This window comes from Mycobacterium shinjukuense (genome assembly GCF_010730055.1).
GTDB lineage: Bacteria > Actinomycetota > Actinomycetes > Mycobacteriales > Mycobacteriaceae > Mycobacterium > Mycobacterium shinjukuense.
This window is the reverse complement of the sequence record NZ_AP022575.1, coordinates 2840593-2856952: the sequence shown is the minus strand read 5'-3', so window position 1 is coordinate 2856952 and position 16360 is coordinate 2840593. Positions and strand designations below refer to the sequence as shown.

Annotated in this window: 2 protein-coding genes and 1 pseudogene; all 3 read left to right on the top strand. The window is 69.3% G+C overall.

Features of this window, described 5'->3' with window-relative positions:
* Positions 1–336: 336 nt before the first annotated feature.
* A pseudogene (locus G6N20_RS12860) lies at positions 337–5108 on the top strand (PE family protein); the annotation flags it as partial.
* 75 nt (positions 5109–5183) lie between these two features.
* Positions 5184–6629 carry a hypothetical protein gene (locus G6N20_RS21795; RefSeq protein WP_456320132.1) on the top strand — a complete coding sequence of 482 codons (1446 nt, stop codon included), beginning with the start codon at positions 5184–5186 and terminating at the stop codon, positions 6627–6629.
* 48 nt (positions 6630–6677) lie between these two features.
* Positions 6678–16328 carry a PPE family protein gene (locus G6N20_RS12855; RefSeq protein WP_163663005.1) on the top strand — a complete coding sequence of 3217 codons (9651 nt, stop codon included), beginning with the start codon at positions 6678–6680 and terminating at the stop codon, positions 16326–16328.
* Positions 16329–16360: the final 32 nt, after the last annotated feature.

Below are 16360 nucleotides of genomic sequence, written 5' to 3'. Positions count from 1 at the left end.
AGTCAAGTGTTTAGCCGGCGATCACGGGGTTGGGAAAATGCCTGCGCCCGCGCCTTATTAGTGAGACGATGACATGCGCAACGCTTGGCGAGAGGAAGGGCGGCAAATTTTTCAGGTATTGCCCCCGAGATCAATTCCGTCCCGATGTATGACGGTGCGGGCTCGGGGCGGTGCCGGCGGCGCCGGCGTGGAACGGGTTGGCTGCCGAGCTGGGGGCGGCCCCATACGGGTCGGTGACCTCGGAGTTGGTAGTTGGGTGGCGTGCAGGCGTGATGTCTGCACCTCGGATTTTGTGGCGGGTGACCGAGTGGTGTTCGCGGCAGCGGTGTTGGAGGAATAGTCATGTCGCTGGTGGTGGCGCCGGACATGGTGGCGGCGGCGGCATCGGACCTGACCGGGATCGGGTCCACCATCGCCGCCGCGAACGCGGCAGCGGCGGGTCCGACGACGCGAGTGCTGGCGGCCGCCGGTGATGAGGTATCGGCTGCGATTGCGGCGTTGTTCGCGACGCACGCGCAGGAATATCAGGCGTTGAGCGCTCAGGTGGCGTCGTTCCACGACGAGTTTGTGCGCACATTGAATGCCGGCGCGGGGATGTATGCCGCCGCCGAGGCGGCGAATGCGTCGCCGTTCCAGTTGGTCGAGCAGGGTGTGCTGGACCTGATCAATGCACCCACACAGCTATTGTTGGGTCGCCCGTTGATCGGTGATGGCGTTAATGGGGCGCCGGGGACCGGGCAGGCCGGTGGGGCCGGGGGGCTGCTGTGGGGCAATGGCGGCGCCGGCGGTTCGGGGGCGCCCGGTCAAATCGGCGGGCCGGGCGGTGCGGCCGGGCTGTTCGGCAACGGCGGCGCCGGCGGCGCCGGCGGCGCCGGCGCCAGTGGCGGCCCGGGCGGCGCCGGTGGGTGGTTGATCGGCAACGGCGGCGCCGGCGGGTCCGGTGGCATCGGTGCCAGCGGCGGCGCCGGCGGCCATGCGTGGCTGTTCGGGGCCGGCGGGGTTGGTGGGGTCGGCGGCGCCGGCGCTCATGGTGGTGTCGGCGGCAACGGCGGGTGGGTGTACGGCAACGGCGGCGCCGGCGGGGTCGGCGGCACCGGCGGAACGGGTGGCCACGGCGGCGACGCGGGGGTGCTGTTCGGCAACGGCGGGCCCGGTGGGGCCGGTGGGGCGGGTTCGCCGGGTGCGGCCGGCCTGAACGGCGCTAACGGTGGCAACGGCGGCGACGGCGGCAACGGCGGTGTCGGCGGGCGCGGCGGGTTACTGGTCGGCAACGGTGGGGCCGGCGGGGCCGGCGGTGTCGGTGGCGATGGCGGCGTCGGCGGCGCCGGCGATCCGACTTTCATCTTCAACAACGGTGCCGGCGGCAACGGCGGTCACGGCGGCAACCCCGGCGCGGGCGGGGCCGGTGGGGCCGCCGGCATCCTGGCGGGCGCGCACGGTGCTACCGGCGCCACCCCCACCAGCGGCGGTAACGGCGGTGACGGCGGCGCGGGCGCCAGCAGCGACTCGTTCCTGAGTGGCGGTGGGGCCGGGGGCAATGGCGGTAATGGCGGATCCGTCGGCAACGGCGGTAATGGCGGTGCCGGCGGTGCCGGTCATACGGGCCCCGGCGGGGCTACGGGTACGTTCCTACAACCGACGGGCGGTAACGGCGGTACCGGCACCGCCGGGGGCCCGGGCGGTAATGGCGGTACTGGCGGCGCACTGCACGGCAATGGCGGCGCCGGCGGCAAGGGCGGTGTCGGCGGTGCCGGCGGCGCCGGCGGCAACGGGTTCGACGCCGCCACCTTCGGTTCGCCCGGTTCCGATGGCGGTATGGGCGGTAACGGGGGCAAGGGCGGTGATGGCGGCGCCGGTGGCGCCGGCGGCACCGCGGTCGCCGGTACCGCCGGCAAGGCCGGTGACGGCGGCAAGGGCGGTGGCGGCGGCGCCGCCGGCAATGGCGGCGACGGCGCCGCTGGTGATGTGACTTTGGCCATCAACCAGGGTGCCGGCGGCGACGGCGGCAACGGGGGTGAAGTGGGCGCCGGCGGCAAGGGTGGGCCCGGCGGTCTCGGCGCCAACCCGGCTCTGAACGGTTCGGCCGGGGCGGACGGCGCCGCTCCCACCAGCGGCGGCAACGGCGGCAACGGCGGCGACGGCGCCACCCCCACCACCGCGGGAGCCACCGGCGGTAATGGCGGCAACGGCGGCAACGGCGGGTCGCTCGGCAACGGCGGTGCGGGTGGTGACGGCGGTGCTGGTGCGGCTGGCGCCGGCTTCGGCGCCAACGGCGGCAACGGCGGCCACGGCGGCCACGGCGGCAACGGCGGGTCGCTGGCCGGCACGGGCGGCGCCGGCGGCAAGGGCGGCAACGGCGCCGCCGGCACCGACGGGCAAGACTTCTCCGCATTTGCCAAGGGCCAGCACGGCGGCAACGGCGGCAACGGCGGCAACGGCGGCAACGGCGGCAACGGCGGCAACGCCTTCGCCACGTTCGCTAAGGCCGGCGACGGCGGCGCCGCCGGCGACGGCGGTGCCGCCGGTAATGGCGGCGGCGGCGCCGCCGGTGACGCGACGTTGGCCATCAACCAGGGTGCCGGCGGCAACGGCGGCAACGGCGGTGACGTGGGCGTCGGCGGCAAGGGTGGGGCCGGCGGCAAGGGCGCCATTCCGGCGATGAAGGGTGCGACCGGCGCCGACGGCACCGCGCCCACCAGCGGCGGTGACGGTGGCGACGGCGGTAACGGCGCCAGCCCCACCGTCGCCGGCGGCAAGGGCGGGGCCGGCGGCAACGGCGGCCATGGCGGGTCGGTCGGCAACGGCGGCAACGGCGGCAACGGCGGCAACGGCGCAGCCGGCACCAACGGTACGCCGGGCCCCTTCAGCGGTGATTCCGGCACGTCGGGCACCGACGGCGGGGATGGCGGTAAAGGCGGGGCCGGTGGCAACGGCGGAGCCGTGGCCGGCAACGGCGGCAACGGCGGCAACGGTGGCAACGGCGGCAAGGGCGGCAACGGCGGCGACGGCGAAAGGGGCGCCGACGGCGCCGGCCCCAATGCCAACGGCGAGAACGGCGGTAACGGCGGCAACGGCGGTAACGGCGGCAAGGGCGGCGCCGGCGGTGACGGCGGCACGGGCGGCAAGGCGCAGGCGAAGGGGTACGCCGACGGCACCACAGGCACCGGCGGCAACGGCGGCAACGGCGGCAACGGCGGCAAAGCCGGTGACGGCGGCAACGGCGAAAACGGCGTCAACAGCGGCACCATCTTGCCGGGCGGCGGCAAAGCGGACTTCCCTGGCACCGGCGGTAACGGCGGTAACGGCGGCAACGCCGGCGTCGGCGGGACCGGCGGCAAGGCCGGCACCGGCTCCCTGACGGGTTTGGACGGCGCCGACGGCATCACCCACAACGGCGGCAACGGCGGTAACGGCGGCAACGGCGGATCCGCCATACCAGCCGCCGGTGGGGTCGCCAAAGACGGCGCGGCCGGCGGCAACGGCGGCAACGGCGGCTTCGGCCGCAACGGCGGCAACGCCGGCAACGGCGGCAACGGCGGCGGAGCGCTGAACCAGGCCGGCTTCGAGGGCACGGGCGGCAAGGGGGGTAATGGCGGCGCCGGTGGTACCGGCCTGATCAACGGCGGCCTCGGCGGCTTCGGCGGCGCCGGCGGCAGCGGCTCCATCGCCGCATTCGCGCACGCCGGCGGCCTCGGCGGCAATGGCGGCGCCGGCGGCGACGCCGGCACCGGGTTCGGTGGCCCGGGCGGCGCCGGCGGCCCGGGCGGCAAAGGAGATAGTGTCAGCGGCCCCGGCGGCAACGGCGGTAACGGCGGCAACGGCGGGAGCAGCGCCAGCGGCGTTGGTGGCTTCGGCGGCCAGGGCGGCATCGGCGGCGAAGGGAACTCCGGCGGCCACGGCGGCGCGGGCGGCCGCGGCGGTGACGGCGCCTTCGGCGGCGGCCAGGGCGGTAACGGCGGCTTCGGCGGCCAGGGCAACTTCACCGGCGCCGGCGGCAACGGCGGCAACGCCGGCGCCGGCGGCAACGCCACCAAGGGGTTTGGTGGCGCCGGCGGCGACGGCGGCTACGGCGGTGCCCCCGGCATCAACGGCAACGGCGGCAACGGCGGTGCCGGTGGTGCCGGCGGCAACGGCGGCACCGACGAAATAGGCGGTGTCGGCGGCGCCGGCGGTGCCGGTGGCGCCGGCGGCAACGGCGGCACCAGCAACTCCACGACCACCGGCAACGGCGGCGCCGGCGGTGACGGCGGCGATGGCGGCGATGGCACCAATGGCGCCGGCGGGGCCGGCGGTAGGGGCGGCGACGCGGGCTTCGCCGGCACGGCCAACATCCACGCCATCGGTGGCGACGGCGCCAACGGCGGCCACGGCGGCGACGGCGGCAACGGCACGACGGGCGGCGCCGGCGGCGCCGGCGGCAACGGCAGCAGCGGCGCCGCCAGCGGCTCGGACGTCGTCAACGTCACCGCCGGCCACGGCGGCAACGGCGGCAACGGCGGCAACGGCGGCCACGGCTCCGCGGGCGCCGGCGGCCAGGGTGGCGCCGGTGGCAACGCCGGCTTCGGCGGCCACGGCGGCGGTTCGGGCGGCGGCGACGGCGGCAACGGCGGCAACGGCGGCAACTCCGGCAACAGCACCGGCGTCGCGGGCCTGCCCGGTGGTGCGGCCGGCGCCGCCGGCAACGGCGGCGGCACCTCCAGCACCGGCGGCCGGGGCGGCAGCGGCGGCAACGGCGGCAGCGGCGGCAACGGCGGCAACGGCACCACCGGCGGCGCCGGCGCCAACGGCGCCGACGGCGGCGCCGCCGGCGGCAACGGCTCCACCGCCCTCGGTATCACCGCCGGCCACGGCGGCAGCGGCGGCAACGGCGGCAACGGCGGCCACGGCTCCGCGGGCTCCGGCGGCAAGGGCGGCAACGGCGGCCAGGGCGCCAACGGCGGCGCCGGCAACGGCGGCAACGGCGGCGACGCCGGCGCCGGCGGCAACGGCGGCAACGGCGGCAACGGCAACAGCTTTCTCAGCGCGGGCGGCGCCGGCGGGGCCGGCGGCCACGGCGGCAGCAACGGCAGCACCAACGCCGGCCACAACGGCAGCGCCGGCGGCGCCGGCGGCAACGGCGGCGACAACACTTCGGCGGCGCCAGCGGCAGCGGCGGCAACGGGAACCGCGCCAGCGGCAACGCTCTGACCAGCCAGGGTGGTGGCAGCAGGCCAGCAGGGCCGGCGGCAATGGCAACAACACCGGCGGCAGCGGCAGCAGCGGGCGGCAACAACGGCGGCGGCGGCGGCAGCGGTGTCGGCGGCGACGCCGGCAACGGCGGCGCTGGCGGCAACGGCGGCAAGGGTGGCGATGGCGGCGGCGGCTTTGGCACCGTCGGCGGCGATGGCGGCAAGGGCGGTGCCGGCGGCACCGGCGGCGCCACCAACGGCAACGCGCACGGCGGCAACGGCGCTAACGGCGGCAATGGCGGTGCCGGCGGCAATGGCTTCTTTGGCGGTAACGGCGGTGCCGGCGGCGCTGGCGCCTTCGGCGGCGGCGGGGGCACCGGCAGCGGCATCGGCGGCGGTAACGGCGGTAACGGCGGCAACGGCGGCGCCGGCGGCCAGGGAGTCGTGCAAGGTGGCGCCGGTGGCGCCGGGGGCGACGGCTCCCACGGCGGGCCCGCCACCAACGCGGGTAGCGGCAGCCGCGGCGGCGCCGGCGGCTCCGGCGGCCACGGCGGCGCCGGCGGCAACGCCACCGGCGTGGGCGGCAAGGGCGGCGCCGGCGGTAATGGCGGCAACGGCAGCTTCGGCAACACCAGCGGACCCGGCGCCTCCTTCGTCACCGGCGCCCCCGGCGGCTCTGGCGGCAACGGCGGCGCCGGCGGCAGCAACCCCAACGGCTCCGGCGGCGACGGCGGCAATGGCGGCCACGGCGGCGCCGGGGGCAACGGCGGGACCTCGGGACTCGTTGGCAACGTCGGCGGCTCCGGCGGGGCCGGCGGCGCCGGCGGCGCCGGCGGCAACGGCGGCAATAACGTCGGCGACATGGGCGGCAAGGGCGGCGCCGGCGGCAACGGCGGCTCCGGCGTCGGCGGCGGCATCAATGCCAAAGGCGGCGACGGCGCCGGGGGCGGTGCGGGCGGTGCCGGCGGCAGCGGCTATGTGGGCGGTGCCGGCGGTCGGGGCGGTGACGGCGGCTCCGGCGGCTCCAACGGCGCCACCACCGTCGGCACCGTGTCCGGCGGCGGCGGCAGCGGCGGCAACGGCGGCCAGGGCGGTGCCGGCATCGTCCTCGGCGGCGATGGCGGGTTCGGCGGCTTCGGCGGCACCGGCGGCTTCGGGGGCGGCTCCACCGGCGGCAACGGCGGCAACGGCGGCACCGGCGGTGGCGGCGGCAACGCCGCCGCCGGCGGCACCGGTGGTGATGGCGGCAACGGCGGCGACAGCGGCGGCGGCGGCGGAACCGGCAGCGCGACCGGTCTCGGCGGCGATAGCGGCGTCAGCGGCGCCGGCGGAAACGGCGGCGCCAGCGGAGCCATCGCCGGCGGCGCCGGCGGAGGCACATCGGGCCCCAACAACAACGATGACGCAACGCCCGGCGGCCCCGCCCCCGGCGGCGTCGGCGGCCTCGGCGCAACACCCTGATCACCAGACGACGGCGATGTTGAGAACGCACAGAGAAGGGATGGCGGCATGAACTTTGCGGTGCTGCCGCCAGAAATCAACTCGCTGCTGATCTCCACCGGGGCGGGGTCGGGGCCCCTGCTCGCGGCGGCGGCGGCCTGGGATGAGCTGGCCGCCGAGCTGGGCTCGGCGGCGGCGTCGTTCGGGTCGGTGACCTCGGGGCTGGCCGGGGGGGTGTGGCAGGGACCGTCGGCGGCCGCGATGGCGGCCGCGGCCGCCCCGTATGCGGGCTGGTTGGGTGCGACGGCGGCCGCCGCCGAGGCGGCGGCCGGGCAGGCCCGGGCGGTAGTAAGTGTTTACGAGGCGGCGTTGGCCGCGACGGTGGACCCGTTTGTCGTTGCGGCTAATCGATCGAAGCTGGTGTCGCTGGCGTTGTCGAATCTGTTCGGCCAGAACACGCCGGCGATCGCGGCCGCGGAGTTCGACTACGAGCTGATGTGGGCCCAGGACGTGGCCGCGATGCTGGGGTATCACGCCGGCGCATCGGCGGCCGCGGCGGCGTTAGCACCCTTTGCCCCGCCGTTGGGGAGTCCGGCGGCCGCCGCCGACCCGAAGGCGCTCACCATCAATCTGGGTTTGGCCAACGTCGGTAGCTTCAACCTGGGGGCCGGCAACATCGGCAGCTTCAACTTGGGGCCGGGCAATATCGGCAGCTTCAACCTGGGTGGCGGCAACGTCGGCAGCAACAACGTCGGGTTGGGCAACGTGGGGTTGGGCAACCTCGGGTTGGCGAACTCGGGTGTGGCGCCGGGCCTGATGGGCCTGGCCAACATCGGGTTCGGCAACGCCGGCAGCGCCAACCTCGGCTGGGCGAATATGGGCGTGGGCAACATCGGGTTCGGCAACACCGGCACCGGGAACATCGGCATCGGGCTGACCGGTGACAACCTGACCGGGATCGGTGGTTTCAACAGCGGCAGCGGCAATGTCGGGTTGTTCAATTCGGGTACCGGCAATGTCGGGTTCTTCAACTCCGGCACCGGGAACGTGGGCTTGTTCAATTCGGGGAGCCACAACACCGGTATTGGCAATTCGGGGACTTCCGGGTGGGGCTTGTGGAACGCGGGGGGTTTCAACACGGGCTTGGCCAACACCGGCAATTACAACACGGGCAGCTTCAACACGGGCAGCTTCAACACGGGCGGTTTCAACCCGGGCAGCATCAACACCGGCTGGCTCAACACCGGTGACATCAACACCGGGGTGGCGAACTCGGGCAACGTCGACACCGGCTTTTTCCTCTCGGGCAACTACAGCAACGGCGTCTTGTTGCGCGGCGACTACCAGGGACTGCTCGGACTCTCCACCGGGTTGAACATACTGCCCAAAATTCCGCTCAGAATGGACATAAACGGTGGTGTCGGCGCCATCACCATCGAGCCCATCCACATTATCCCCGAAATCCCGATCAACATCAACGAAACACTTTACCTTGGCCCCTTGGTCGTCCCGCCCATCAACGTCCCGGCAATCTCGCTGGGCGCGACCATACCAAATCTCTCGATCGGCCCGCTCAAAATCAATCCCATCACGCTTTTTCCGGCTCAACAAGTCCCCGACTTCACCGTAACGTTCACCTGGCCGGTCTCGTCGATAACAATTCCCCAAATCCAACAGGTCGCGCTCAGCCCTACCCCCAATCCCATCACCTTGATCGGGCCAATACATATCAATACCGGCTTTTCCATCCCAATCACCATCTCTTATACCACCCCCGCGCTCACCCTTTTCCCGAATGGCGTCAGCATTCCCGACACACCGCTGTCGCTGTCTCTTGGCGTGACGGCCGGCACCGACGCCTTCACCATTCCGGGATTTTCGATTCCCGAGCAACCACTTCCGCTGACGATCAACGTGGTCGGCCATATCGACGCCCTGAGCACCCCGGCAATCACCATTGACAACATTCCGTTGAACCTGCACGCCACCGGCAGCGTCGGCCCCGTCGGCATCGCGGGCATCAACGTTCCGGCGTCGCCGGGGTTCGGGAATTCGACCACCGCCCCGTCGTCGGGTTTCTTCAACACCGGCGGCGGTGGGGTGTCGGGATTCGGGAACGTCGGCGCGCACACGTCGGGTTGGTTCAACCAGTCCCCCCAGACCATGCAGCCGTTGCCGGGAACGGTGTCGGGCTACTTCAACGCCGGCACGTTGGTGTCGGGTATTGGCAATGTCGGCACTCAGGTGTCGGGGATGTTGTCGGGCGGCCCGCTGGGTGGCGGCAACATCGGCAGCAACAACGTCGGCTTGGGCAATATCGGGTTTGGCAACATCGGGTTCGGGAACTCGGGTTTGGCGCCCGGCCTGATGGGTATCGGCAATATCGGGCTCGGCAACGCCGGCAGCGACAACCTCGGCCTGGCGAATATGGGCGTGGGCAACCTCGGGTTCGGCAACACCGGCAACGGGAACATCGGTATCGGGCTGACCGGTGACAACCTGACCGGGATCGGTGGTTTCAATTCGGGCAGCGGCAATGTGGGGCTGTTCAATTCGGGTACCGGCAATGTCGGGTTCTTCAACTCCGGCACCGGGAACTCTGGCTTGTTCAATTCGGGGAGTCACAACACCGGTATCGGCAACTCGGGGATGGGCAACACCGGTGTCTTCTTAACCGGCGACCACACCAACGGCCCGGCCCCCTTCGTCCCCGGCCCGCTTTTCACCATTTCCGAACTCCCCATCGAACTGCAGGTGGTCGGCGGGATAGGCCCCATCCACGTCCAGCCCATTCCCATCCCCGCATTCGACGTGCAAATCACCGGCGGATTCGTCGGGCTCCGCGAATTCACCCTCCCGCAGATCACCATTCCCGCGATCCCGGTGCACGTGACTGGAACCGTCGGCCTCGACGGGTTCCACGTGTCTCCCACCGTTCTTCTTTCCGGGATGTTCGCCAACGCAACGATCTCCATCGCCCCGCTCACCTTGCCAAGCCCGTTCATCACGATCGATCATTACGGCCCGCCGTTAGGCCCGCCCGGCAATAAATTCCCCACCGGATCGTTCTACCTCAGCGTCACCGATCTCAAGATCAATGGACCCACCATCAGCACCGACACCGTGGGGCCTCTTTTCCCGATCGTCGTGTTTGCCGAGGTGTCCACATCGCCCTTGACCCTGTTCCCGAACGGCATCAGCGTTCCTGACCAAACCCCGGTGACAATCAACCTGTCCGGTGGCCTCGACAGCATCACGGTGTTCCCGGGTGGCCTGGCGTTCCCGGAAAACCCGGTGGTCAGCCTCACCGACTTCGCCGCCGGCACCGGTGGATTCACCGTCTTCCCGCAGGGCTTCACGGTTGACACCATCCCGGTGAACCTGCACACCACCCTTTCTATCGGGCCCTTCCCGTTCCGGTGGGACTACATCCCCCCAGCCCCGGCGAACGGCCCCATTCCGGCGGTCCCCGGTGGCTTTGGCCTCACCAGTGGGCTGGTCCCGCTGCACTTCACCCTCAACGGCGGCATCGGCCCCATCAGCATCCCGACCACCACCGTGTTGGATGCGCTAAATCCCCTCCTGACCGTCACGGGAAACCTCGAACTCGGCCCCTTCACCGTCCCGGACATCCCCATCCCCGCAATCGACTTCGGCCTCGACGGAAACGTCAACCTGGGTTTCAACGCCCCGGCCACGACTATTCTTTCCGGCCTGGACACCACGGGATTCCTCGACGTCAGCCTAATCCGAATCGCGAATATACAAACCCAGCCCTTCAAGCTGTACATGTCGATCGGTCAGACCCTGTTCCTATTTGACTTCAAAAGCGGCGTCAAGCTGGATCCCATCGTAATTGGGATACCCAGGATCGAATTCAACATGGACCCGCTGCAACTCACCTTCCCGGGCACCTACAGCGACTCCATACCGCTCAATCTGTCTTTCGGCTCGCCGGCCTCCACCGTAAAGTCAATGGTTCTCCACGAAATCCTGCCCATCGACGTGTCCGTCGGACTCGAGGACGCCGTCTCCATCCCGGCCACCGTGCTGCCCGCGATCCCTTTGAACGTGGACGTCATCACCCCGGTGGGCCCCATCAACATCCCGATCATCACCATTCCGGGCTCTGGGGGCTCGACCACCACCACCCCAGCGCCGGATCCCTTCAGCGGTGTGGCTGTCCCGGGCCTGGGTTTGGGTGTCTTGAGCCTGTTCGACGGGAGCATCACCGCCCCCCTGATATCGGGCTTCAGCTCGGCCGTTGGGATCGTTGGCCCCAATCTGGGGTTGAGCAACGTCGGTGGCGGCAATATCGGGTTCGGCAATGTTGGCGACTTCAACATCGGCAGCGGCAACATCGGCAACTTCAACATCGGGTTGGGCACCGCCGGCAGTGTTGTCGGCGGTGTTGTCGGTGGCGTTGTCGGTGGTGTTGTCGGCGCTATCGGGGGTGTTCCCGGGAGTGTTGTCGGGAGTGTTATCGGTGGTGTTGCCGGGAGTGTTGTCGGTGGTGTTGTCGGGGTGCCGTTCTCGGGGGGCAACATCGGCGACTTCAACCTGGGCAGCGGCAACATCGGCGACGTCAACCTGGGCAGCGGCAACATCGGCAGCAACAACGTCGGGCTGGGCAACATCGGGTCGGGCAACGTCGGGTTCGCCAACTCGGGTGAGGCGCCCGGCCTACTGGGTATCGGCAACATCGGGTTCGGCAATGCCGGCAGCGCCAACCTCGGCTGGGCGAACATGGGTGTGGGCAACATCGGGTTCGGCAACACCGGCACCGGGAACATCGGCATCGGGCTCACCGGTGACAACCTGACCGGAATCGGCGGTTTCAATACCGGCAGCGGCAATGTCGGGTTGTTCAACTCGGGTACCGGCAATGTCGGGTTCTTCAACTCCGGCACCGGGAACTGGGGCCTGTTCAATTCGGGCAGCTACAACACCGGTATCGGTAATAGCGGAACGGGCAGTACTGGGCTTTTCAACGCCGGCAATTTCAACACCGGCCTGGCCAACACCGGTCACTACAACACCGGCAGCTTCAACGCGGGTGACGCCAATACCGGCGGTTACAACCCGGGCAACATCAACACCGGCTGGTTCAACACCGGTCACACCAACACCGGGGTGGCCAACCCCGGCAACGTCAACACCGGCGCATTCATCTCGGGCAATTACAGCAACGGCTTCTTGTGGACGGGCGACTACCAGGGCCTGCTGGACTTCACCTACCCCGCCGGCGACCTGATTCCCTTTACCTACCTCGTGTACCTCCGCGAAACCGTGAACCTGGGCCCCATCGTTATCGATCCGATCCCCGTTCACATACCCCCGCTGCTGGACATTGACCAAACCTTCGAGTTCGGCCCATACACCGTGAATCCCATCCCCGTCCAGGGAATCCCCCTGGACTACCACGAAACCTTCGACCTGGGCCCGCTGGTCATCTTCCCGCCCATGAACATCCCCGCCACGCATATCAACCAGGCCGCCACCGCCCCCGGCGGCCCCGCGCCACCGCCCTTCGTCATTCCGGCAACTGGAAATGTGGATCTCTCCATCGCCAACTTCGCGAACGGCACCCCCGACCTCACTTTCTCGGGCACCCTCGACCCGGTCACCATTCAACTGGGCTCCGCTGGCCCATCCTTCTCGGTGCTCGACCTCAGCATCCCGCCCATCGCCATTCCGGGACTGACCATTCCATCCCTGCCCCTGCGTATCGACGTGGACGGCGGCATCCCGGGTTTCACCCTGTTCCCGGATGGCCTGACTTTCCCGAAAATCCCGGTGCATGTCGACGCGTTCTTTGGCATCCCGGACTTCACCATCTTCCCGAACGGCTACACGATCGATCCCATTCCCCTCGAGCTCAACGTCGACCTCACCCTGGGCCCCATCAGCCTCAGTCCCCTCCACAATCCGGCGGTGCCGGGGTTCGGGAACACGACCACGGCCCCGTCGTCGGGTTTCTTCAACACCGGCGCCGGTGGGGTGTCGGGGTTCGGGAACGTCGGCGCGAACGTGTCGGGTGGCTGGAACCAGGCGACGCAGTCGTTGCCGGGGCTGGCGTCGGGTTTCTTCAATGCCGGCGCGCTGGGATCGGGTGTGCTCAACTTCGGGTCGGGTGTGTCGGGCCTGGTGAACACCAGCACGCTGGATGTGGGGACCTCGGCGTTGGTGTCGGGTTTGGGCAATGTGGGTCATCAGTTGGCAGGGTTGTCGTCGGCCGGCACGGCGCTGAACCGCGGCCTTATCGTCAACATCGGGTTGGCCGATGTGGGGACGGGCAATGTCGGGTTCGGCAACATCGGGGACTTCAACCTGGGCAGCGGCAACATCGGCGACGTCAACCTGGGCAGCGGCAACATCGGCGGCAACAACGTCGGGTTCGGCAACGTCGGTGCCGGCAATGTTGGGTTCGCCAACTCGGGTGCGGCGCCCGGCCTACTGGGTATCGGCAACATCGGGTTGGGCAATGCCGGCAGCGGCAACCTCGGCTTTGCGAATATGGGTGTGGGCAATATCGGGTTCGGCAACACCGGCACCGGCAACATCGGTATCGGGCTCAGCGGTGACAACCTGACCGGGATCGGCGGTTTCAACACCGGCAGCGGCAATGTCGGGTTGTTCAACTCGGGTACCGGCAATGTCGGGTTCTTCAACTCCGGCACCGGCAACTTCGGGGTGTTCAATTCGGGCAGCTACAACACCGGTATCGGCAATAGCGGAACGGGTAGTACTGGGCTTTTCAATGCCGGCAATTTCAATACGGGTCTGGCCAACGCCGGGGATTACAACACCGGCAGCTTCAACACCGGTGAGGCCAATACCGGCGGTTTCAACCCGGGCAGCATCAACACCGGCTGGCTCAACACCGGTCACACCAACACCGGGGTGGCCAACCCCGGCACCGTGGGCACCGGCGCATTCCTGTCGGGCAACGACAGCAACGGCCTATTGTGGCGGGGCAACTACCAGGGCCTGGTCGGCATCTCCTACATCCCTGCCGTGCTTCCGCAAACCCGTTTCCTGGACCTCACCTTCACCGGCGGACTGGGCTCCGTCGTCATCCCCGCCATCGACCTCCCCGCAATCCGCGCGGAATTCAGCGCCGACGTCGCCATCGCCAGCTTCACCCTTCCGACCATCCCCATTCCCCGAATCGACCTGGACGCCACCACGGTCAGCGTCGGTCTCGGCCCGATAACCGTCCCGTCCCTTGCCATTCCCAAGGTGCCCGTCACACTGAATTACCTAACCGGCTCACAACCCGGCGGGCCGCTGAGAATCGGTCCGATAACGGGAGAATTTCAAGTCGGCGGTTTGGTGCCCCTGACAATCGGTCCGGTAGTCATCGGTGGCAGCTCGTCGCAAGGGACCATATCGGCTTTCCTGGCCAACCTGCCCTACAGCACCCCGGTAGTCACCATCGACGAAATCCCGCTGCTGGCCAGCGTTACCGCCCACACCGAGCCCATCGATATCTTCCCGGGCGGCCTCACGATCCCCGCGATGAACCCGTTGAGCATCAACCTGTCCGGCGGCACCGGCGCCTTCACCATCCCGGCAATCACCATCCCCGGAATCCCCTTCGCCCTCGAGGCCCACAGCACCCTGGGCCCGATCCGCATCGTGCTCATCGACATTCCGGCGGTGCCGGGGTTCGGGAACACGACCACGGCCCCGTCGTCGGGTTTCTTCAACACCGGCGCCGGCGGGGTGTCGGGGTTCGGGAACGTCGGCGCGAACCTGTCGGGCTGGTTCAACCAGGTCCCGTCGGGGTTGCTGGGGACGGCGTCGGGCTTCTTCAATGCCGGCGCGCTGGGATCGGGTGTGCTCAACTTCGGGTCGGGTGTGTCGGGCCTGGTGAACACCAGCACGCTGGATGTGGGGACCTCGGCGTTGGTGTCGGGTTTGGGCAATGTGGGTCATCAGTTGGCGGGGTTGTCGTCGGCCGGCACGGCGCTGAACCGCGGCCTTATCGTCAACATCGGGTTGGCCGATCTGGGGACGGGCAATGTCGGGTTCGGCAACATCGGGGACTTCAACCTGGGCAGCGGCAACATCGGCGACGTCAACCTGGGCAGCGGCAACATCGGCGGCAACAACGTCGGGTTCGGCAACGTCGGTGCCGGCAATGTTGGGTTCGCCAACTCGGGTGCGGCGCCCGGCCTACTGGGTATCGGCAACATCGGGTTGGGCAATGCCGGCAGCGGCAACCTCGGCTTTGCGAATATGGGTGTGGGCAACATCGGGTTCGGCAACACCGGCACCGGCAACATCGGTATCGGGCTCAGCGGTGACAACCTGACCGGGATCGGTGGTTTCAACACCGGCAGCGGCAATATCGGGTTGTTCAACTCGGGTACCGGCAATGTCGGGTTCTTCAACTCCGGCACCGGGAACTGGGGCTTGTTCAATTCGGGCAGCTACAACACCGGTATCGGCAATTCGGGCATGGCCAGCACGGGGTGGTTCAACGCCGGTGGTTTCAACACGGGTCTGGCCAACGCGGGTGGTTACAACACCGGCAGCTTCAACACCGGTGACGCCAACACCGGCGGTTTCAACCCGGGCAGCATCAACACCGGCTGGCTCAACACCGGTCACACCAACACCGGGGTGGCCAACACCGGCACCGTGGGCACCGGCGCATTCCTGTCGGGCAACGACAGCAACGGCCTATTGTGGCGGGGCAACTACCAGGGCCTGGTCGGCTTCGCCTACACCGCCACCATCATTCCCGAATTCACCGTCGCGAACATCCACGCGTCCGGCGGCGCCGGACCCATCACCATTCCGTCGATCCACATTCCCGCCATTCCGCTGGACCTCACGGCAACCGGCCAAATCGGCGGCTTCACCATCCCGTCGGTGTCCATTTCCCCGATCACGGTTGGCATCAACCCGGTCTTCGACCTCGGCCCCATCACCGTCCAGGACATCACGATTCCCGCCCTGGGGCTTGACCCCGCAAGCAGCATCACGATCGGCCCGAGTTTCAGCTCAGGCTCCATCATCGATCCATTCCCGCTCGAGCTTCTGACGGTCTTCAAGTTTACGATCGGTCCTATCCAGACGACGCCCAGCCAGACGTTGGCGTTCACCGTGCCGTTGAGTTCGCTTGGCTTGACCACCCTGATACCGGAATTCACCATCCCGGGATTCCACATTCCCGTCGATCCCATCCACATCGAGCTGCCCCTGTCCGTCACCATCGGGCCGTTCGTCAGCCCGGAAATCACGGTTCCCCAAATCCCGCTGGGCCTCGCGTTGTCCGGCGCCACCCCTGCCTTCAACTTCCCCCCGGAGATCACCATCGACCGAATCCCGGTGGTTCTCGACGTCAACGCCGTCCTCGGCCCCATCAACGCCGGTTTCGTCATCCCGGCGGTCCCGGGGTTCGGGAATGCGACCACGCTCCCGTCGTCGGGCTTCTTCAACACCGGCGGTGGTGGGCTTTCGGGCATCACAAACTCCGGCACCGGCCTGTCGGGCGTGCTCAACGCGATCCCGAATCCGCTGTTCGGGTCGGCCTCGGGCTTGGCCAACTTCGGCACCCAGCTCTCCGGCATCCTCAATCGCGGCGCCGGCATCTCGGGTGTGTACAACACGGGCACGCTCGGCCTCATCACGGCGGCGTTCAACTCGGGGCTTTTCAACGTGGGCCAGAAATTGTCCGGCCTGCTCTACACCGGTACCGGGCCGTAACCGGGTACATCGACGGCGAGCTAGTCGGGCCT

Coding starts and splice junctions, on each gene's coding strand:
- G6N20_RS12855 (WP_163663005.1), top strand. CDS start 6,678: ATGAACTTTGCGGTGCTGCCGCCAGAAATCAACTCGCTGCTGATCTCC.